Origin of the sequence: Pseudomonas sp. KT_2_4 (genome assembly GCF_041410225.1) — a bacterium.
Classification (GTDB): Bacteria; Pseudomonadota; Gammaproteobacteria; order Pseudomonadales; family Pseudomonadaceae; genus Aquipseudomonas; species Aquipseudomonas paracarnis.
Window position 1 is genome coordinate 5,916,001 of sequence record NZ_CP166962.1, and the last position, 17,457, is coordinate 5,933,457.

Genomic DNA, 17,457 nt, shown 5'->3' on the forward strand with positions numbered 1-17,457 from the left:
GCATCGTGGTTAGCGACAAGCCATTTCCTTTACCTGTGCTATACCGTCAACCAAGCAAGTGCTTGCTCAGCTGTATCTCGGATCACAAAGGAGCGCGTCCCATGCCTGTCGCTTTTCGTTTGCCGTTGCAGGTCTTCTTCGAGCGTGAAGCGCGGCACCCGCGCAAAGTCTTCCTCGTTCAGCCCATCGGCGGCGGTGAGGTGCAGGCCCTCACCTGGGGCGATGTCGGCCACCAGGCCCGTTGCGCCGCGCACTGGCTGCGCGCGCGGGAGTTGCCCCAGGGTTCGCACATTGCCTTGATTTCAAAAAACTGCGCCCACTGGATCATCGCCGACCTGGCGATCTGGATGGCCGGGCATGTGTCGGTGCCGCTTTATCCCAACCTCACCGCGGACTCAGTCGCCCATGTGCTGACTCACTCGCAGGCGCGGTTGGCGCTGATCGGCAAGCTTGATGATTGGTCGGCGATGGCGCCTGGCATCCCTGCGGGTGTCCCGACTATCAGCCTGCCGCTGTGTCCTGACGGGGCTTTCGATTTCAACTGGGCGAACCTGCAAGCCTGCTCGCCGATTCAGGACAACCCGCTACCGGATGCCGACAGCCTGGCTACCATCATCTACACCTCCGGCACGACCGGCCTGCCCAAAGGGGTGATGCACAGTTTCGGCGCCTTGGGGTGTGCTGCCACGCGCGGTACTGAGTTGTTTGGCCTGGGAGAGGATGACCGGTTGCTGTCGTACCTGCCGCTGTGCCATGTGGCGGAGCGAATGTTTGTGGAAATGGCGTCGATCTATACCGGGCAAACCGTTTTTTTTGCTGAGAGCCTGGAGACCTTCCTGACCGATTTGCGCAGGGCGCGGCCGACGGCCTTGTTTGGCGTGCCGCGCATCTGGACCAAATTCCAACTGGGCGTCTACGCCGAAATCCCGGAAAAAAGGCTCGATATGCTGTTAAGCCTGCCTTTTATCGGCAAGCGCGTCGGCCATAAAGTCCTCGCCGGTCTGGGGCTGGATGCGCTGCGTATCGCTCTTTCCGGCGCGGCGCCGGTGCCCGAGGCGTTGCTGCGTTGGTATCAGCGCCTGGGCCTGGATGTGCTGGAGGTGTATGGCATGACCGAAAACTGCGGCTATTCCCATGTGTGTCGCCCAGGTGGGCAAACGCTTGGTTGGATCGGCCAGCCCTGCCCAGGCGTGCAAGTGCGTATCGACCCGTCAGGCGAAGTGCAGGTACACAGTGGCGCGACCATGTTGGGCTACTTCAAGGACCCGCAGAAAACCGCGGATACGCTCACCGCAGATGGCTTCCTGCGCACGGGTGACAAGGGCGAGCAGGACGCGGACGGTCGCCTGCGCCTGACCGGACGCCTCAAGGAAATTTTCAAGACCAGCAAAGGCAAATACGTGGCCCCGGCGCCGATTGAAAACCGCCTGGCCGAACATGCACGTATTGAACAGGTGTGTGTGGTCGGCGAGGGGCTCAGCGCGCCGATAGGGCTGTGCGTGTTGTCGGCACCCGGCGAGGACCGCCAAGCCCTCGGCAGTGGTCTTGAACGCTGGCTGGCACAGGTGAACGCGGGTCTGGACAAGCACGAACGCATGGGGCAATTGGTGGTGGTGAAAGACCACTGGGCGGTGGAAAACGGTTTTCTCACGCCGACCTTGAAGATCAAACGCAACGTGATCGAGTCGACGTACGGGCCACAATTGCAAGCATGGAGCGCGCGCGCCGAAACCGTTCTGTGGCAGGATTAGGGTCGTAATAAAACCAACAAGGACAACCGTATGAGCCTGTGGCGTACCCAACCGAATATCGAACACCTCAACGCGATCCAGAAAAACACCATCGGTGAAATGCTGGATATTCGCTTCGAAAGCTTCGACGACGAATCCCTTACCGCCAGTATGGTGGTCGACCACCGCACCCATCAGCCCTACGGCCTGCTGCACGGCGGGGCCTCGGTGGTGCTGGCCGAAAGTGTCGGCTCCATGGCCGCCTACTTGTGCATTGATGCAAGCAAGTTCTATTGCGTGGGCCTGGAGGTCAACGCCAACCATCTGCGCGGTGTGCGCAGCGGTCGGGTGACGGCGGTGGCCAAGGCTATTCATATCGGGCGCACTACCCAAGTGTGGGACATCCGTTTGAGCAGTGACGAGGGCAAGGCCAGTTGTGTCTCGCGCCTGACCATGGCCGTGGTGCCGCTGGGTGAACAACCGCCGGCGCGATAGGCGTGGCGTGAGTGTCATCATTCCTGGCAGTTACAGTCATTGCTGTAGAGGCCGGGCATGGTGACAATCCCCCTCTGTTTTTGTTGATGGAACCTGTATGTCGCAGCACGTGTTTTTTACCCACGCCAATGGCTTCCCTTCGGCCACTTACGGCAAGCTGTTTGCCGCCCTGGCCCCGGAATATGCGGTGGCACATCTGCCGCAGCACGGTCACGACCCCAGGTTCCCGGTGGATGATAACTGGCAGAACCTGGTGGACGAACTGATCCACCATCTGGAGCAGCAGCCAGAACCGGTATGGGGCGTGGGCCATTCCCTGGGAGGCGTGCTGCATTTGCACGCGGCCATGCGCTGCCCGCACCTGTACCGGGGCGTGGTGATGCTGGATTCGCCGGTGCTCACCCGCGCAGACCGCTGGGTGATCCGCGCTGCCAAGCGCTTTGGTTTTATCGACCGCCTCACCCCGGCTGGGCGCACGCTTGGCCGGCGCGAAGAATTCACCGACCTGGACACCGCGCGCAGCTATTTCGCCGGCAAGACCCTGTTCCGTGGCTTTGACCCCGATTGCTTTGACGCGTACCTGCAACATGGTCTGCAGCAAGTGGGCGATCGCCTGCGCCTGCGGTTCGACCCAGCCACCGAAATCAGCATCTATCGCGGCGTGCCCCACACCAGCCCGGGCCAGGTGCGCCAGTTGAAGGTGCCGCTGGCCGTGGTGCGTGGCCGCCAGAGCCGGGTGGTGATGCGTCACCATGCCAGCGGTGTCGACCGCTTGCCCATGGGCGAAATGCTCACCATGCCCGGGGGCCATATGTTCCCTCTTGAACGCCCCCAGGACACCGCTGCCTTGATCAAAAACCTGTTCGCCCGCTGGCAGGCCCGCGAGCGCAGTTGCGCATGAGTACGCCTGTCGAAGAGGTTCGCCTGAGCTTGCCGCACATCGAATTGGCCGCGCATCTGTTCGGGCCCGAGGATGGGCTGCCGGTGATTGCTTTGCATGGCTGGCTGGACAACGCCAACAGCTTTGCGCGCCTGGCGCCCAAGTTGCACGGGTTGCGCATCGTCGCCCTGGACATGGCGGGGCATGGGCATTCGGCGCACCGCCCGGCTGGCGCCGGTTATGCCTTGTGGGATTACGTTTACGACGTGCTGCAGGTGGCCGAGCAACTGGGCTGGAAACGTTTTGCCTTACTTGGCCACTCCCTTGGCGCCATAGTCTCCCTGGTGTTGGCCGGGGCCTTGCCGGAGCGGGTGACACACCTGGGCCTGATCGACGGCGTGATCCCACCGACCGCCAGCGGCGAGAACGCGGCCGAGCGCCTGGGCATGGCGTTGCAGGCGCAATTGAGCCTGCAGGACAAGCGCAAACCCGTCTACAACAGCCTTGATCGGGCCGTTGAGGCGCGGATGAAAGGCGTGGTGGCGGTCAGCCGTGAAGCGGCGCAACTCCTGGCCCAGCGCGGTTTGATGCCGGTGCCGGGCGGTTACACTTGGCGCAGCGATAGCCGCCTGACCCTGGCGTCGCCGATGCGCCTGACCGATGAACAGGCCATGGCTTTCGTGCGAAGGGTAGGGTGCCCTACGCAGTTGGTGGTCGCGGCTGACGGCATGCTGGCGAAACATTCCGGATTGCTTTCTCAGCTACCCTTCACGGTTACCACGCTGCCAGGCGGCCATCATTTACACCTGAATGACGAGCCCGGTGCAGCTCTTGTTGCAGACTGTTTCAATCGGTTCTTCTCCACGCCTTGACTTGGCGGGGTCAACTGCCGAGGCTGGGCGGATTGAAAGGGAGTCAACCATGAACACACTCGATATCGCTGTGACCACCATTGGCCAGGGCTCGCTGATCCGATGAGCCTGGGTAAAGGATGTATCCGTGCCCTAGGCCTTTGCTGTTTCAGCCCCCTGGTATTTGCCGCCGATCTGCCCGGCAGCCAGGATCTACCGGCGGTAGCCCGTCAGGTTGATGCGCAAATCGTCGATTACCGCCCCGCTGAAGACAAGGAACGCATCTACCCCATGGGCGCAATCCGCAAGATCAGCGGCCAGTTGCGCTACGAAGGCCAGGCCATCGCACGCGGCCCAGCCACTGCCATCACCTATGAACTACCCGCCGAACACAGCTCCAGCGCCGCCTTTACCGCAACACGCGAAGCCTTGCAGGCCAAGGGCGCGCAGTTGTTGTTCTGGTGCAAGGCCCGCGATTGTGGCGAAAGCAGCCTGTGGGCCAACGAGGTGTTTGGTAACGCCAAGCTAGTGGGCGCCGACGGCCAACAGGAGTACCTGCTGCTTCGCCTGGCCGCCCCGCAGGACAATTCCCTGGTCGCGCTGTATGGCATTACCCGCGGTAACCGTCGCGCCTACCTGCATGTGGAGCAACTCGACGCCAGCGCGCCTCTGGGCAACCTGCTGCCCACCTCGGCCACCCTGCTGCGTGAACTCAAAAGCACCGGCGAGCTGGATTTCCCCGCGCTGGGCGCCGAGCCTGATGACACCTGGCTGACCTTGATATCCCGTGCCTTGAACCTCGACACCACCCTGCGCGTGAGCCTGAGCGGGCCGCACACCGAGGCCTGGCGCCAGGCGCTGGTGGAGAAGGGCGTGCGCACCGCCCGTCTGGAAACCGGCGCCGGTGAAACCCAAGGGCTGCATCTGCATCTGATACGCTAAGCATCACACGGGCGAACGGACCCGCGCCGTTCGCCTAAGCTCTCTTCCTACAGCCTTCTTCTCGAGATACCCGATGCTCAATAACGATCGCCTGCTGGTGCAAATCCTGCTGCTGGTGCTGTTTGGTGCCAGCTTCTGGGTCATGGCGCCGTTCTGGTCGGCGCTGTTCTGGGGCGCGGTGCTGGCATTTGCCAGCTGGCCGCTGATGCGTTTGCTCACCCGTTGGCTCGGCGGCCGGGAGTCCCTGGCCGCTGGCATCTTGACGTTGGGCTGGATGTTGCTGGTGGCGGTGCCATTGGTATGGCTGGGGTTCAACCTGGCGGACCATGTGCGTGATGCGGTGGCGCTGATCAAGGACATCCAGGTCGACGGCTTGCCCGAGGCGCCGACCTGGTTGGGGTCGATCCCCTTCGTAGGCGAGCGCCTGGTGGCGACCTGGGACAGCATTGATCAACAAGGCGCGGCGCTGATGGTGAGCATCAAGCCGTACCTGGGCCAGGTCGGCAATTGGTTGTTGGCGCGCAGTGCGCAAATTGGCGGCGGCATTCTCGAGCTGACCCTGAGCCTGGTCTTCGTATTCTTTTTCTACCGTGACGGGCCGCGCCTGGCGATGTTTGTGCACCGCCTGTTGGAGCGCCTGATCGGCGAACGCGCCGGCTATTACATCGAACTGGTGGCTGGCACGGTACAGCGAGTGGTCAATGGTGTGATCGGCACCGCTGCGGCCCAGGCGCTGCTGGCGCTGATCGGCTTTCTGATCGCCGGCGTACCGGGCGCGCTGGTGCTGGGTATCGTGACTTTCCTGCTCAGCCTTATTCCCATGGGGCCGCCGCTGGTGTGGATCCCGGCCACGGCGTGGCTGGCGTGGAAGGGCGACTACACCTACGCGGTATTCCTGGGCGTGTGGGGCACGTTCGTGATCAGCGGCGTGGATAACGTGCTCAAGCCGTACCTGATCAGCCGTGGCGGCAACCTGCCGTTGGTGATTGTGTTGTTGGGTGTATTTGGCGGGTTGATAGCGTTCGGCTTTATCGGCCTGTTTATTGGCCCGACGTTGCTGGCGGTGGCCTACAGCCTGTTGACAGACTGGAGCGCGAGCCAGGCGCAAGTGCGTCGTGAAGACAAACCGTGTAACTGATGGGTGTACCTAACTGTGGTGCGCCGCGGTACTTGTGGGAGCTGGCTTGCCTGCGATAGCGGTGGGCCAGCCAACACTTCATCGACTGACACTGCGCAATCGCAGGCAAGCCAGCTCCCACATTTGGATCGCGGCGCGTCAGGTAAATGGGAGTGCTTAAACCCTCGGCAACCACATCACCGCCGTCAACCCACCGCCCGGTGTATCTTCCAGGCTCAGGTGGCCGCCGAGTCGCTCGACGGCCTCCCTGGCAATGGTCATCCCCAAACCGACCCCTCCGGAATTGCGGTTGCGCGACCCTTCCAGGCGAAAGAACGGCTCGAACACCGCTTCGCGCTTATCGGCGGCGATTCCCGGGCCGTGGTCGATCACCCGGATTACCAACGCACCGCGGCTGTCGGCCAGTTCCACCCGGGCGGTGCCGGCATAGCGCAGGGCGTTATCGATCAAATTGTTCAGGCATGAACGCAGGGCCATCGGCTGTACCTGCAACGGTGTACAGGTGCCGGCAAACTGCACGTCGCGGCCTTGGTCCTGGGCGTTTTCACTCAGGGATTCCACCAACGCCTGTACATCGAGCCAATGCCGTGTCTCGCTGGTGCGCTGTTCGTGCAGGTAGCTCAAGGTGGCATCGAGCATGCCGATCATGTCGTCCAGGTCCTGGCGCATCTGGCCTTGCAGCTTGGGGTCTTCGATTTGTTCCAGGCGCAACTTGAGGCGCGAGAGCGGGGTGCGCAGGTCGTGGGAGACCGCGCCGAGCATGCGTGCGCGCTGGCTGACTTGTTCGCGGATGCGCTTTTGCATCAGGTTGAAGGTCGAGGCCGCTTGGCGTGCTTCGCGAGGGCCGGTTTCCACCAGGGGCGGGCTGTCGAGGTCGACGCTCAGGCGCTCGGCCGCTGCGCTCAGGCGCTGGATTGGCCGGCTCAGCAGTTTGGCGCCGTACCAGGCAGCGATGATCAGCGAGATAAATTGAAATGTCAGGGGCACCACCGGGCCGCCGAACCAGGGGCGAGGCGCTTTGCGCAAGGGCGTGAGGCTGCCATCTGGTTGTTCGACGAAGGCCGCGCGGGGTGGTGGCGGCGGGCCGTAGTGGTGGAACCAGAAGAACGCCAGCACATGGGCCAGCACAATCGCCACCAGCAACAGGCCGAACAGTCGCCCGAACAGCGTGTTGAAGGGCGCGCGCATCAACCGATATCCCGGGCGTCGAACAGGTAGCCTTCGCCGCGTACCGTCTTGATCAATTGCGGAGCCTTGGGGTCATCCCCCAGCTTCTGGCGCAGGCGCGACACCAGCAGGTCGATGCTGCGATCAAAGGCCTCGATGGAACGCCCACGGGCCGCGTCCAGCAGCTGTTCGCGGCTCAGCACACGGCGGGGGCGTTCGATAAACACCCACAACAAACGAAACTCGGCGTTGGACAACGGCACCACCAGGCCATCATCGGCCACCAGCTGGCGCAGCACGCTGTTCAGGCGCCAAGTGTCGAAACGGATATTGGCCCGCTGTTCGGTGCGGTCATCACGCACCCGGCGCAGGATGGTCTGGATACGCGCGACCAACTCCCGCGGCTCGAACGGCTTGGACATATAGTCATCGGCGCCCAGTTCCAGGCCGATAATGCGGTCGGTAGGTTCGCAGCGGGCGGTGAGCATCAAAATCGGAATATCCGACTCGGCGCGTAGCCAGCGGCACAATGTCAGCCCGTCTTCGCCCGGCAGCATCAGGTCGAGCACCACCACATCGAAGGTCTCCGCTTGCATGGCCTGGCGCATGGCGGTGCCGTCGGTGACGCCCGAGGCGAGAATATTGAAGCGTGCCAGGTAGTCGATCAGCAGTTCGCGGATCGGCACGTCGTCGTCGACAATCAGCGCGCGAGTATTCCAGCGCTTGTCTTCGGCGATCACCGCGTCTTTTGGCGCTTCGTTTACAGGGTCGCAAGGGGTATGCATAGCGAGGTCATCTGCCTGAGTGTGGCTGTCAGCATAGGCGCCCAGTTCCAGGGCTGGAAGTGCTGGGCGGACGGTCATGTGCGCGAGGCTAGCCGGGCGGCGTATTGGGGGCGTGTCGTGAATGTATCGGGGTTGAAACAATTGCTCTGAATCGCCGGTATTGGGCGCTTGATCAGTATTTACCGATCATCGGATCCCGCAACGGCGCTGCTTGCGCTACAATCCGCGCCGATTTCGACTTGCCTGAGAGCCCATTCCAATGTCCGTCTGCCAGACTCCTATCATCGTCGCCCTGGATTACCCCACCCGTGACGCCGCACTGAAGCTGGCTGACCAGTTGGACCCCAAGCTTTGCCGGGTCAAGGTCGGCAAGGAACTGTTTACCAGTTGCGCGGCGGAAATCGTCGGCACCCTGCGTGACAAAGGCTTCGAAGTGTTCCTGGACCTGAAATTCCATGACATCCCCAACACCACGGCGATGGCCGTCAAAGCCGCGGCCGAGATGGGCGTGTGGATGGTCAATGTGCACTGCTCCGGTGGCCTGCGGATGATGAGCGCCTGCCGCGAAGTGCTGGAACAGCGCAGCGGCCCAAAACCGTTGTTGATCGGTGTAACCGTGCTCACCAGCATGGAGCGTGAAGACCTGGCAGGTATTGGCCTGGATATCGAGCCGCAGGTTCAGGTGTTGCGCCTGGCAGCCCTGGCGCAGAAAGCCGGCCTCGACGGCCTGGTGTGTTCGGCCCTGGAAGCCCAGGCCTTGAAGAACGCTCACCCGTCGTTGCAACTGGTGACACCGGGTATCCGTCCCACCGGCAGCGCCCAGGATGACCAACGCCGCATCCTGACCCCACGCCAGGCCCTGGATGCGGGCTCGGATTACCTGGTGATTGGCCGTCCGATCAGCCAGGCGGCGGATCCTGCCAAGGCGTTGGCAGCGGTCGTCGCCGAGATCGCCTGATTTTTAGAGTGAGCAAAAATGTGGGAGCTGGCTTGCCTGCGATAGTATCAACTCGGTATCACTTAGAAACCGAGTTGCTTGCATCGCAGGCAAGCCAGCTCCCACATTTGTTTTTGTGTTGTTTCAGCTGACTTTGAGCACCAACTTCCCGAAGTTCTCGCCATTGAACAGCTTCATCAGCGTTTCCGGGAATGTCTCCAGCCCTTCGACAATATCTTCCTTGCTCTTGAGCTTGCCCTGGGCCATCCAGCCGGCCATTTCCTGGCCCGCCGCCGCGAAGTTCGCCGCGTGGTCCATCACCACAAAGCCTTCCATGCGCGCACGATTGACCAGCAATGACAGGTAGTTGGCCGGACCTTTGACCGCTTCCTTGTTGTTGTACTGGCTGATTGCGCCGCAAATCACTACGCGGGCTTTGAGCGCCAGGCGGCTGAGCACGGCGTCGAGAATATCCCCGCCGACGTTATCGAAATACACGTCCACGCCTTTGGGACACTCGCGCTTGAGGGCGGCGGGCACGTCTTCGTTTTTGTAGTCGATGGCGGCGTCGAAGCCCAGCTCATCCACCAGGAACTTGCACTTTTCGGCGCCACCGGCGATCCCCACCACGCGACAGCCTTTGAGCTTGGCGATCTGCCCGGCGATGCTACCCACGGCACCGGCAGCACCAGAGATCACCACGGTGTCACCGGTTTTCGGTGCGCCGGTGTCCAGCAGGGCAAAGTACGCCGTCATGCCGGTCATGCCCAGGGCGGACAGGTAGCGGGGCAGGGGCGCTAGCTTGGGGTCCACCTTATAGAAACCACGGGGCTCGCCAAGGAAGTAATCCTGCACGCCCAGTGCACCGTTCACGTAGTCCCCCACCGCGAAGTTCGGATGCTTCGAGGCAATCACCTTGCCTACGCCCAGGGCGCGCATCACTTCGCCGATGCCTACTGGTGGGATGTAGGACTTGCCTTCATTCATCCAGCCACGCATGGCCGGGTCGAGGGACAGGTATTCATTGCGCACCAGCACCTGGCCTTCCTGGGGTTCGCCCACCGGTACTTCCTGGTAAGTGAAGGTCTCGCGCGTGGCGGCACCGACCGGGCGTTTGGCGAGCAGAAATTGGCGGTTGGTCTGGGCGGTCATGGCAAGGACTCTTTAGAAATGGAACATGAGTGATAGACCCTCAGTGGCAGAAGGGCAAGGGTGTGCGGCGCAGGCGAATGCCCGGCAATAGGCCTCATTGATAATCAGCCGGTCCGCTTTATCACTGCGATTCATGCAGCGCCAACCGGCCTTCTGATAGTGCTGACGTGCGGCTCCCGGCGTTGGCTAGACTCGCTCCATCGCTACTAACCCCACAGGACAGTTCCCATGAGCATGACGTTTTCCGGCCAGGTCGCCTTGGTGACCGGCGCCGCCGCTGGTATTGGCCGCGCCACCGCGCTGGCATTCGCCGCCGAAGGCTTGAAGGTGGTGGTCGCTGACCTTGATGTGGCGGGAGGTGAGGGCACTGTGGCATTGATCCACCAGGCCGGTGGCGAAGGGATATTTGTGCGCTGCAACGTCACGCTCGACGCGGACGTGCAGCAATTGATGGCTCAGACCGTCGCCACCTATGGACGCCTGGACTACGCCTTCAACAACGCCGGCATCGAGATCGAGAAGGGCAAGCTGGCCGACGGCAGTCTTGATGAGTTCGATGCGATCATGGGGGTTAACGTCAAAGGCGTGTGGCTGTGCATGAAGTATCAGCTGCCGTTGCTGTTGGCCCAGGGCGGTGGGGCCATCGTCAACACCGCATCGGTGGCGGGGTTGGGGGCGGCACCGAAGATGAGCATCTATGCGGCGTCCAAGCATGCGGTGATCGGGCTGACGAAGTCGGCGGCCATCGAGTATGCGAAGAAGAAAATCCGCGTGAATGCGGTCTGCCCGGCCGTGATTGATACCGACATGTTTCGCCGCGCCTATGAGGCCGACCCACGCAAGGCTGAGTTTGCCGCCGCCATGCACCCGGTCGGACGCATTGGCAAGGTTGAGGAAATCGCCAGCGCCGTGTTGTACCTGTGCAGTGATGGCGCAGCATTTACCACCGGTCAGGCCCTGGCGGTGGACGGCGGCGCGACAGCGATCTAGGACGGCAGGTCGCGTGGCATTCGAAAACAGAGCCAGGTGCTGTGGGGCGTTTCCATGGCGGGCAGTGGGCTGCGCCCGAATATGTTTCACTAGGTAAATAACCCAATAAAATCAATACTTTAATAAAAGTTGGCGGCCGGTTTTACTGAGCTTCTGTGCTTAACTGTTTTGGGTTAACAGACAGTTGAAGTGAGTGGCTCATGGATTTAGGGATCGATCGACAAGCCCTGGTACCGGTTGTTCAGCAGATCGTCAGCGCGGTGGCAGAATGGATTCGCAAGGAGGGGGTGAGCCCTGGCACACGCTTGCCGTCCATTCGCCAATTGGCCCTCGATAACCTGCTGAGCCAGGCCAGTGTGATCGAGGCATTCGAACGATTGGTGGCCCAGGGGCTGCTGGCCCCCCGACATGGCTCGGGGTTTGTGGTGGCGTCACCCACGACGGTCCACGAAAACCATTGGTATGAGGGTGCGGAACAGGGCTGGGGGGCATTTACCGATGGCCCACTGGGCCAGCTGAAGCTGGGCTGCGGCTGGCTACCCGACACCTGGCGCGAAAGCGATGACATCAACTACGCGGTCCGCGAACTGAGCCGTACCGACACTGGCGGCCTGTTCAACTACAGCACACCCTTGGGGTTGCCGGCGTTGCGCGAACAACTGCTCAAACGCCTGACCCAGATACACGTGCCCACCAGCCTGGACCGTATTCTCACCACCCACGGCGCCAGCCATGCCCAGGACCTGCTGATACGCACGCTGCTCAAGCCAGGTGATAAGGTGGTGGTCGAGACACCCGGGTATGGCAATCTCTATCGCCAACTGGCCTTTCAGGGCGTTACGCTGCTGCAAGTGCCGCGCACCCGTGGTGGCCCGGATATTCCGGCATTGGAAGCGCTGCTGCACATCCACCGGCCCAAGTGCCTGTTCATCAACAGCCTGTATCACAACCCCACGGGGACCAGTTTGAGTCGTCCGGTGGCGGAGCGCTTGTTGGAGTTGGCACGCGAGCGCGACTTCCTGATTATCGAAGAGGACGTTTACGGCGACCTGCAACATGCCAGTTGCACACGCTTGTCGGCGCTTGCCCATGATGAGCGGGTGATCTATGTGTCGAGCTTTTCCAAGACACTGAGCAGTGCCCTGCGCGTGGGTTACCTGTGCGCCAATGCCGCGATCATCACGCAATTGGTCCAGCTCAAGACCCTGACAGGCATCGGCACCTCACGGTTTGCCGAAGCCATGGTGGCGACGTTGCTGAGTAACGGCACTTACCGTAAGTGGATGCAGCGCCTGCGCAAGCGCCTGACTGCGCAGATGGCTGCCACTCTGCAGGTGCTGGAGGATGAAGAGTGGCAGGTATTTGCCGCACCCGCGGGCGGGATGTTCCTGTGGGCACGACCAGGCTTGGCCGACCCCTTGCGATTGCAAGCCTGCGCCCAGCGGCTGGGTGTGTTGCTGTCGCCGGGTGCGTTGTTCAGCCCCACGGGTGAGCGCAGCGAATGGCTGCGCATCAATGTGGCCTATGCCGCTGATCAACGCGCATTGACGCTGTTCCGCGCTATGGGTGCAGCGAGATCGACCTCGACCATTCTGAAAACGACGCACATGTAGCTTTTTGCCATTATTCCGGCGCCAGCGGCTTGTGCTCAGTGCCTCGGGGTTGCGAATCTCGCTGCTTGTAAACCTGGCTTATGGCATTTGCCATCGCAAGAGGATCAAGTGCAATGATTTCGGGCGTGCAACGACGTTTCGCCAACCTCGGTATGGCAAAAAAACTCGGCTTGGGTTTTACCCTGGTACTGCTGTTGACGGCCCTGGTAGCGGCCATCGGTGTGTGGTCCCTGCAGACCATCGGCCAGCGCTTCGAGGGCCTTACGTCGATGTCGACGCTCAACAGCGACCTGCTCAAGGTGCGCTTGATCGAGCAAGACTATGCGTTGCACGCCGACCCCAAGGCCGTTGAGGCCCTGCATGCCAGTGTCGATGCGCTGATGGCCCAGGCCACGCGTCTCAAGGCACGGTCCGCCAGCAACGAGCGAGTGATGGGTGATGTTGAGCAAGCTTTGGTCGCCTATCGCCAGGCATTCGATGAGTTCGTCGAGTTGACCCAGACCAAAGACCTCGCCCTGGAAATGGCCAGTTGGTCGGTGTCCAGCGTGGCCAATAACCTGGATGTGCTGCAAGCCGGGCTGGCGGACGACGGCGCCTATGGCCTCAAGGAAAGCCAAGGCAAGGAGGGCGCGGCGTTTATCGAGCAGGCAGGGCAGGTCAGCCAGGTGTCGCGGCTGATGTTGCAGGCCATGAACGAAGCGCGGGTGCGCCTGGATCAGAGCCGCAGGGCGGACGCAGACGACGCCGCGCAGGGCAAGATCGAGCAAGCCGACCAGGCCCTGGCTGAAGTCGAGACACTCAAAACCACGGTCAAGGACCCCGGCTACCAGACCGTGCTCAACGAAGTCGCCGGGCATATCGCGTCGTTCAGTGAAAAGCTCGGCGAATACACCGGGCTGCTGGCCCAGGAAAAAGTGGTCTACACGCAATTGCATGACCGCGCCGAGCAAGTGGTCAGCCGGGTCAACCAGGCGTATGCCGCCGAAGACCAGTCCATGCAAACACAGTTGCAGCACAGCACGTTGCTGATCATCGGCTCATCCGCCCTGGCGCTGCTGGTGGGCTTGATCGCTGCATGGGTGATCACTCGCTTGATTGTTGCGCCGTTGCGCGCGGTGATCGCCGTGGCCCAGCAGATCGCCTCGGGTGACCTGAGTGGGCGCATGGAGATCAGCCGTCGTGATGAAATCGGCCAGTTGATGCAGGCGATGCAGCAGATGAGCAATAGCTTGAGCCAGATGGTCAGCGGGTTGCAGGCGGGGATCGAACAGCTCGCCAGCTCCGCGCATTCATTGTCCAGCGTCACCGAGCAAACCACTGCCGAAGTCAGCAACCAGAAGGACGAAACCGAGCAAGTCGCCACGGCGATGAACCAGATGACCGCCACGGTGCACGATGTGGCACGCAATGCCGAGCAGGCGGCCCAAGCCGCGCAGACCGCGGATGCCAAAGTCGATAGCGGCCAACAGGTGGTACGCATGAGCCTTCAGCGTATCGAATTGCTGGCGACGTCGAGCAACAGTGCCAGCGCCAGCATCGAAAGCCTCAGCGCGCAAATCCAGAATATAGGTACCGTCTTGAGCGTGATCCAGAGCGTGGCCGAACAGACCAACTTGCTGGCTTTGAACGCTGCGATTGAGGCGGCGCGTGCCGGTGAGCAGGGCCGTGGCTTTGCGGTGGTGGCCGATGAAGTGCGGGCACTGGCCAAGCGCACCCAACAATCGACCGAGGAAATCGAACGGCTGGTCAGCACGCTGCGCAGTGCGGCGCAGTCCTCGGTGCAGCAGATCCAGCAGAGTGGCGAGCTGGTGAAACTGGCGGTCAGTGATGCACTGGAGACCGAAGGGGCCTTGGGCAGCATTGCGGCGGCTGTTTCATTGATCCAGCAGATGAACCAACAGATCGCCGCCGCCGCCGAGGAGCAAAGCTCGGTGGCCGAAGAGATCAACCGCAGTGTCACCAGTATTCGGGCGAGTGCCGATCATTCTGCGTTGAGCATGCAAGGCAATGCCGCCTCGAGCATCCAGTTGGCGCAGTTGGGCGCGCAACTCAAGGGGATGGTGGGGCATTTCCGCCTTTGATCGCAGCGTAGACGCTGCGATCTGAGGGCAGGGCGATCAGGCGTGGTTGGCGAGGAAGGTCAGCAGCGCCTCGTTGACGAAATCCGGGTTCTCGCGGCTGGAGATATGCCCGGCTTCGGGGATCAGGATCAGGCTGCAACCGATCAGGTCGGCCATTTCCTCGGACTCGGCGGGTGGCCGGGGTTTGTCCTGCTCGCCGCACATCACCAGGGTGGTGTCGGAGTCCAATGCAGGTAAGTGCGCCAAGATGTCTTTGCGGCTGAAGATCAGGCGGCCCAGTGGCACGATACTGTCCAGCAAGCGTTCTTTGGGGAAGCCTTGCAGTGACTGGCGAAAGTCCTGGTACAGCGCGGATTCGCGGTCGATGTTCGGGCGGAAGAAGATCGGTGCGATCACATCCAGCAACGGTTCGGGGATCGCCCCGGCGTCTTCAATCATCTTGAACAGCGAGAAATAGTACTGGCGCGTTGCTTCGGGTTCAGCCCCGAGGTAAGTGTCCATCAGCACCACGCTGTTGATGCGCTCGGGAGCCAGCAGCGCCAGGCGTGCGCCCCACATGCCGCCGACCGAGAGGCCCACCAGGTTGGCTTGTTCGATGCTCAGGTGATCCAGCAGCGCCAGGGCCTGGCGGGCGAGGTCATCCAGGGAATGGGTGTTTGCTGGCAACGGCCCGGACTCACCGTGGCCCCACAACTCGGGGACGATCACGCGGTACTGCCGCGACAGCGCTTCAATCTGCGGCGCCCACATGTCGCTGGCCCACAGGTAACTCGAACCCAGTAGCACGACGGGGCCGGCGCCCTGGTCGATATAGTGCAGCGGTTGTCCATCAATCACGGCGACAGGCATAACAGGCCTCTAGTTTCACGGAGTGAGGGGCACTTTTTTACGCTAGTCGGGGGCAGGAGGATAGGTGCACATTGATGGCATGTGATGATTTCACTGTGGGAGCTGGCTTGCCTGCGATGAAGGCCTGCCAGCCGATGCTCACCTACCTGACACCCCACAATCCCACTGTGGGAGCGGGCTTGCTCGCGAAAGCGGTGTGTCAGTCAACATCAATGTTGCTGAGCCGACGTCTTCGCAGGCAAGCCAGCTTTGATGTTCGTTGCTTTGAGCATTGCGTTCGCGATGCCATCAATCGTAGATAGCTTTCTTCTTCCACTCGGCATCGGCGTCGACGACTTTCAAGCCCTCGGTCAACTCGTTGACTTCGTCCTCGGCAGGCTGGCTGTTGGTCAGCACTGTGGAGTTGGCGCGCGCCAATTGGGACTCCAGCAGTTGCAACTGGGCGCTGTAGAGCACCGGCTCCGGCTGTTTGCGCAGGTACTGCACGCCGCGCTCGAACGCCAGGCGTGCCTGGCCGGGTTGGCCTTGCAGCAGGGCGTGCTGGCCGAGGTTGTTGAAAAACTCGATGTGCAGCAGCACCAGGATATGACGGATTTCCTTGATCCAGTGCTTGGCTTCGTTGGTCGGCAGGAAGCCATCCTGCGCGGCGCGGGTGACTTGGCCGTGCAGGGCTTCGAGCAGGAAGCGCACGTCCTTGGCCTTGGCCTCGGTCTGGATCGGTGCCGGTGGGTTGGCCACCGGAATCGATTCGCCTTGGGCGATCAGCGCATTCAGTTCGGTGATACGCGCCTTGAGCGGTGTGCTGGACTTGTTGAGATTCAACAGGCGCTGGTTGACGTTCAGTTCCAGGCGAGCCAGCAATAGCTTGAGCGCTGGGGTCATCAGTTGGCCGGGGAAGGTCTCGGTAATTTCACCGCAGCGACGCAGCCGATCGTTAAGCTCGATCTCGGTACGCTTCTTTTCCAGCTTGTTGTTTTCCACCACGTGGTTCATGTAGCCAATGGCGATCAGTATTACGATCCCGGCTATTACCAGCAGGGTGATCATGAGTGGTGTCACTGGTGTGACCTCTTTAATAGGGTTTGCTGTGGAGTGTAGTGACTGGGTCATCCGGCGGATAGGACCGATCGACCAGTTGCCCAGGTGATTTCTTCTATATAGGTAGGCGTTCCCTGAATGGATGCACATTGCCATCATTTGCCTGGGTGAACTATAGCGTCTTGTCGAACGCCAGAATATAGGCGTCAAGGCTCGGACGGTGCCAATGCCCGCGAAGGCCGTGAAACCATGGCGAAGTCATTGATTTAAATAAATTTATCCTTGGGGGTTGACGACCTTTCAATCCATCCATAGAATGCGCGCCACTTACAGCGTAAAGCACACAGCGAAACGCGGTAGGGAGTGAATGTTGTACGTGTGTCCCCTTCGTCTAGTGGCCTAGGACACCGCCCTTTCACGGCGGTAACAGGGGTTCGAGTCCCCTAGGGGACGCCATATGCGGGAATAGCTCAGTTGGTAGAGCACGACCTTGCCAAGGTCGGGGTCGCGAGTTCGAGTCTCGTTTCCCGCTCCAATTTACAAGCAGTGTGGCCTTCGGGCGGCATTGAGTGAAACCAGGACCAAGTCTTCGGACAAGGCCTCTGGGCACTGGAACACACACCATGTGTTTCAGTAGCGTGTCCCCTTCGTCTAGTGGCCTAGGACACCGCCCTTTCACGGCGGTAACAGGGGTTCGAGTCCCCTAGGGGACGCCATTTGCGGGAATAGCTCAGTTGGTAGAGCACGACCTTGCCAAGGTCGGGGTCGCGAGTTCGAGTCTCGTTTCCCGCTCCATATTTAACGAAAAC

General features: G+C 61.4%; 15 protein-coding genes, 4 tRNA genes and 1 pseudogene. 15 read left to right on the plus strand and 5 right to left on the minus strand.

What is annotated here, in order from left to right; all coding sequences use genetic code 11:
• Nucleotides 1–101 precede the first annotated feature (101 nt).
• The 6 genes from AB9N64_RS27335 to AB9N64_RS27360 all read left to right on the plus strand — a co-directional run bounded on the left by AB9N64_RS27335 (nucleotide 102) and on the right by AB9N64_RS27360 (nucleotide 6,036).
• The gene (locus AB9N64_RS27335; RefSeq protein WP_014717750.1) at nucleotides 102–1,751 is read left to right on the plus strand and encodes an AMP-binding protein; all 1,650 of its coding nucleotides are present in this window, start codon (nucleotides 102–104) and stop codon (nucleotides 1,749–1,751) included.
• Between the two features lie 30 nt (nucleotides 1,752–1,781).
• Complete coding sequence (locus tag AB9N64_RS27340; RefSeq protein ID WP_014717751.1) at nucleotides 1,782–2,225, plus strand: hotdog fold thioesterase; 444 nt, start codon at nucleotides 1,782–1,784, stop codon at nucleotides 2,223–2,225.
• 97 nt (nucleotides 2,226–2,322) lie between these two features.
• Complete coding sequence (locus tag AB9N64_RS27345) at nucleotides 2,323–3,126, plus strand: alpha/beta fold hydrolase (protein ID WP_014717752.1); 804 nt, start codon at nucleotides 2,323–2,325, stop codon at nucleotides 3,124–3,126.
• Nucleotides 3,123–3,977 (plus strand): alpha/beta hydrolase, encoded by an 855-nt coding sequence (locus AB9N64_RS27350; RefSeq protein WP_019816698.1) that lies wholly within the window; start codon nucleotides 3,123–3,125, stop codon nucleotides 3,975–3,977. Before AB9N64_RS27345 ends, AB9N64_RS27350 begins: the two co-directional genes overlap by 4 nt.
• Nucleotides 3,978–4,079: 102 nt before the next feature.
• Complete coding sequence (locus AB9N64_RS27355; RefSeq protein WP_019816697.1) at nucleotides 4,080–4,898, plus strand: DUF4892 domain-containing protein; 819 nt, start codon at nucleotides 4,080–4,082, stop codon at nucleotides 4,896–4,898.
• Between the two features lie 73 nt (nucleotides 4,899–4,971).
• Nucleotides 4,972–6,036 carry an AI-2E family transporter gene (locus AB9N64_RS27360; RefSeq protein WP_003190063.1) on the plus strand — a complete coding sequence of 355 codons (1,065 nt, stop codon included), beginning with the start codon at nucleotides 4,972–4,974 and terminating at the stop codon, nucleotides 6,034–6,036.
• Nucleotides 6,037–6,192: 156 nt separating this feature from the next.
• Here the strand turns inward: AB9N64_RS27360 and AB9N64_RS27365 are convergent, their stop codons facing one another.
• Nucleotides 6,193–7,224, minus strand: coding sequence for a HAMP domain-containing sensor histidine kinase (locus tag AB9N64_RS27365; protein WP_014717755.1), 1,032 nt, complete (start codon nucleotides 7,222–7,224; stop codon nucleotides 6,193–6,195).
• Entirely contained in the window at nucleotides 7,224–7,988 is a 765-nt protein-coding gene (locus AB9N64_RS27370) for a response regulator (protein WP_014717756.1), read from the minus strand. The genes AB9N64_RS27365 and AB9N64_RS27370 overlap by 1 nt, the downstream gene beginning before the upstream one ends.
• Nucleotides 7,989–8,247: 259 nt before the next feature.
• Here AB9N64_RS27370 and pyrF point away from each other — a divergent pair, with 259 nt between their 5' ends.
• Nucleotides 8,248–8,946, plus strand: a complete 699-nt coding sequence (gene pyrF / locus AB9N64_RS27375) for an orotidine-5'-phosphate decarboxylase (protein ID WP_003190068.1) — start codon at nucleotides 8,248–8,250, stop codon at nucleotides 8,944–8,946.
• Between the two features lie 123 nt (nucleotides 8,947–9,069).
• Here the strand turns inward: pyrF and AB9N64_RS27380 are convergent, their stop codons facing one another.
• Nucleotides 9,070–10,077: an NADP-dependent oxidoreductase gene (locus tag AB9N64_RS27380; RefSeq protein WP_014717757.1), complete on the minus strand. Its 1,008-nt coding sequence runs from the start codon at nucleotides 10,075–10,077 to the stop codon at nucleotides 9,070–9,072.
• Nucleotides 10,078–10,305: 228 nt separating this feature from the next.
• Here AB9N64_RS27380 and AB9N64_RS27385 point away from each other — a divergent pair, with 228 nt between their 5' ends.
• The 4 genes and pseudogenes from AB9N64_RS27385 (at nucleotide 10,306) to AB9N64_RS27400 (ending at nucleotide 14,761) form a co-directional block, all read left to right on the plus strand.
• Nucleotides 10,306–11,067, plus strand: coding sequence for an SDR family oxidoreductase (locus tag AB9N64_RS27385; protein WP_014717758.1), 762 nt, complete (start codon nucleotides 10,306–10,308; stop codon nucleotides 11,065–11,067).
• Nucleotides 11,068–11,267: 200 nt separating this feature from the next.
• A complete protein-coding gene (locus tag AB9N64_RS27390) occupies nucleotides 11,268–12,680 on the plus strand; it encodes a PLP-dependent aminotransferase family protein (RefSeq protein WP_019816696.1) in 1,413 nt (470 codons plus the stop codon).
• Between the two features lie 995 nt (nucleotides 12,681–13,675).
• Nucleotides 13,676–13,855 (plus strand): annotated as a pseudogene (locus AB9N64_RS27395) (HAMP domain-containing protein); the annotation flags it as partial.
• Between the two features lie 201 nt (nucleotides 13,856–14,056).
• Nucleotides 14,057–14,761, plus strand: coding sequence for a methyl-accepting chemotaxis protein (locus AB9N64_RS27400; RefSeq protein WP_370694800.1), 705 nt, complete (start codon nucleotides 14,057–14,059; stop codon nucleotides 14,759–14,761).
• A gap of 36 nt (nucleotides 14,762–14,797) precedes the next feature.
• On the opposite strand, the gene AB9N64_RS27405 is transcribed toward AB9N64_RS27400, so the two are convergent.
• A complete protein-coding gene (locus AB9N64_RS27405; RefSeq protein WP_019816694.1) occupies nucleotides 14,798–15,610 on the minus strand; it encodes an alpha/beta fold hydrolase in 813 nt (270 codons plus the stop codon).
• Between the two features lie 288 nt (nucleotides 15,611–15,898).
• Nucleotides 15,899–16,657 (minus strand): hypothetical protein, encoded by a 759-nt coding sequence (locus tag AB9N64_RS27410; protein WP_019816693.1) that lies wholly within the window; start codon nucleotides 16,655–16,657, stop codon nucleotides 15,899–15,901.
• 371 nt (nucleotides 16,658–17,028) lie between these two features.
• On the opposite strand from AB9N64_RS27410, the gene AB9N64_RS27415 reads away from it, so the two are divergent.
• The 4 genes from AB9N64_RS27415 (at nucleotide 17,029) to AB9N64_RS27430 (ending at nucleotide 17,443) form a co-directional block, all read left to right on the plus strand.
• Nucleotides 17,029–17,104, plus strand: a tRNA-Glu gene (locus AB9N64_RS27415).
• A 3-nt stretch (nucleotides 17,105–17,107) separates the two neighbouring features.
• A tRNA-Gly gene (locus AB9N64_RS27420) sits at nucleotides 17,108–17,183 on the plus strand.
• Between the two features lie 105 nt (nucleotides 17,184–17,288).
• A tRNA-Glu gene (locus tag AB9N64_RS27425) sits at nucleotides 17,289–17,364 on the plus strand.
• Between the two features lie 3 nt (nucleotides 17,365–17,367).
• A tRNA-Gly gene (locus AB9N64_RS27430) sits at nucleotides 17,368–17,443 on the plus strand.
• Nucleotides 17,444–17,457: the final 14 nt, after the last annotated feature.

What these genes read in the sequence shown, in the direction of transcription:
- AB9N64_RS27335 (WP_014717750.1), top strand. Translation starts at nt 102, where the DNA reads ATGCCTGTCGCTTTTCGTTTGCCGTTGCAGGTCTTCTTCGAGCGTGAA.
- AB9N64_RS27340 (WP_014717751.1), top strand. Translation starts at nt 1,782, where the DNA reads ATGAGCCTGTGGCGTACCCAACCGAATATCGAACACCTCAACGCGATC.
- AB9N64_RS27345 (WP_014717752.1), top strand. Translation starts at nt 2,323, where the DNA reads ATGTCGCAGCACGTGTTTTTTACCCACGCCAATGGCTTCCCTTCGGCC.
- AB9N64_RS27350 (WP_019816698.1), top strand. Translation starts at nt 3,123, where the DNA reads ATGAGTACGCCTGTCGAAGAGGTTCGCCTGAGCTTGCCGCACATCGAA.
- AB9N64_RS27355 (WP_019816697.1), top strand. Translation starts at nt 4,080, where the DNA reads ATGAGCCTGGGTAAAGGATGTATCCGTGCCCTAGGCCTTTGCTGTTTC.
- AB9N64_RS27360 (WP_003190063.1), top strand. Translation starts at nt 4,972, where the DNA reads ATGCTCAATAACGATCGCCTGCTGGTGCAAATCCTGCTGCTGGTGCTG.
- AB9N64_RS27365 (WP_014717755.1), bottom strand. Translation starts at nt 7,224, where the DNA reads ATGCGCGCGCCCTTCAACACGCTGTTCGGGCGACTGTTCGGCCTGTTG.
- AB9N64_RS27370 (WP_014717756.1), bottom strand. Translation starts at nt 7,988, where the DNA reads ATGCATACCCCTTGCGACCCTGTAAACGAAGCGCCAAAAGACGCGGTG.
- pyrF (WP_003190068.1), top strand. Translation starts at nt 8,248, where the DNA reads ATGTCCGTCTGCCAGACTCCTATCATCGTCGCCCTGGATTACCCCACC.
- AB9N64_RS27380 (WP_014717757.1), bottom strand. Translation starts at nt 10,077, where the DNA reads ATGACCGCCCAGACCAACCGCCAATTTCTGCTCGCCAAACGCCCGGTC.
- AB9N64_RS27385 (WP_014717758.1), top strand. Translation starts at nt 10,306, where the DNA reads ATGAGCATGACGTTTTCCGGCCAGGTCGCCTTGGTGACCGGCGCCGCC.
- AB9N64_RS27390 (WP_019816696.1), top strand. Translation starts at nt 11,268, where the DNA reads ATGGATTTAGGGATCGATCGACAAGCCCTGGTACCGGTTGTTCAGCAG.
- AB9N64_RS27400 (WP_370694800.1), top strand. Translation starts at nt 14,057, where the DNA reads ATGACCGCCACGGTGCACGATGTGGCACGCAATGCCGAGCAGGCGGCC.
- AB9N64_RS27405 (WP_019816694.1), bottom strand. Translation starts at nt 15,610, where the DNA reads ATGCCTGTCGCCGTGATTGATGGACAACCGCTGCACTATATCGACCAG.
- AB9N64_RS27410 (WP_019816693.1), bottom strand. Translation starts at nt 16,657, where the DNA reads ATGATCACCCTGCTGGTAATAGCCGGGATCGTAATACTGATCGCCATT.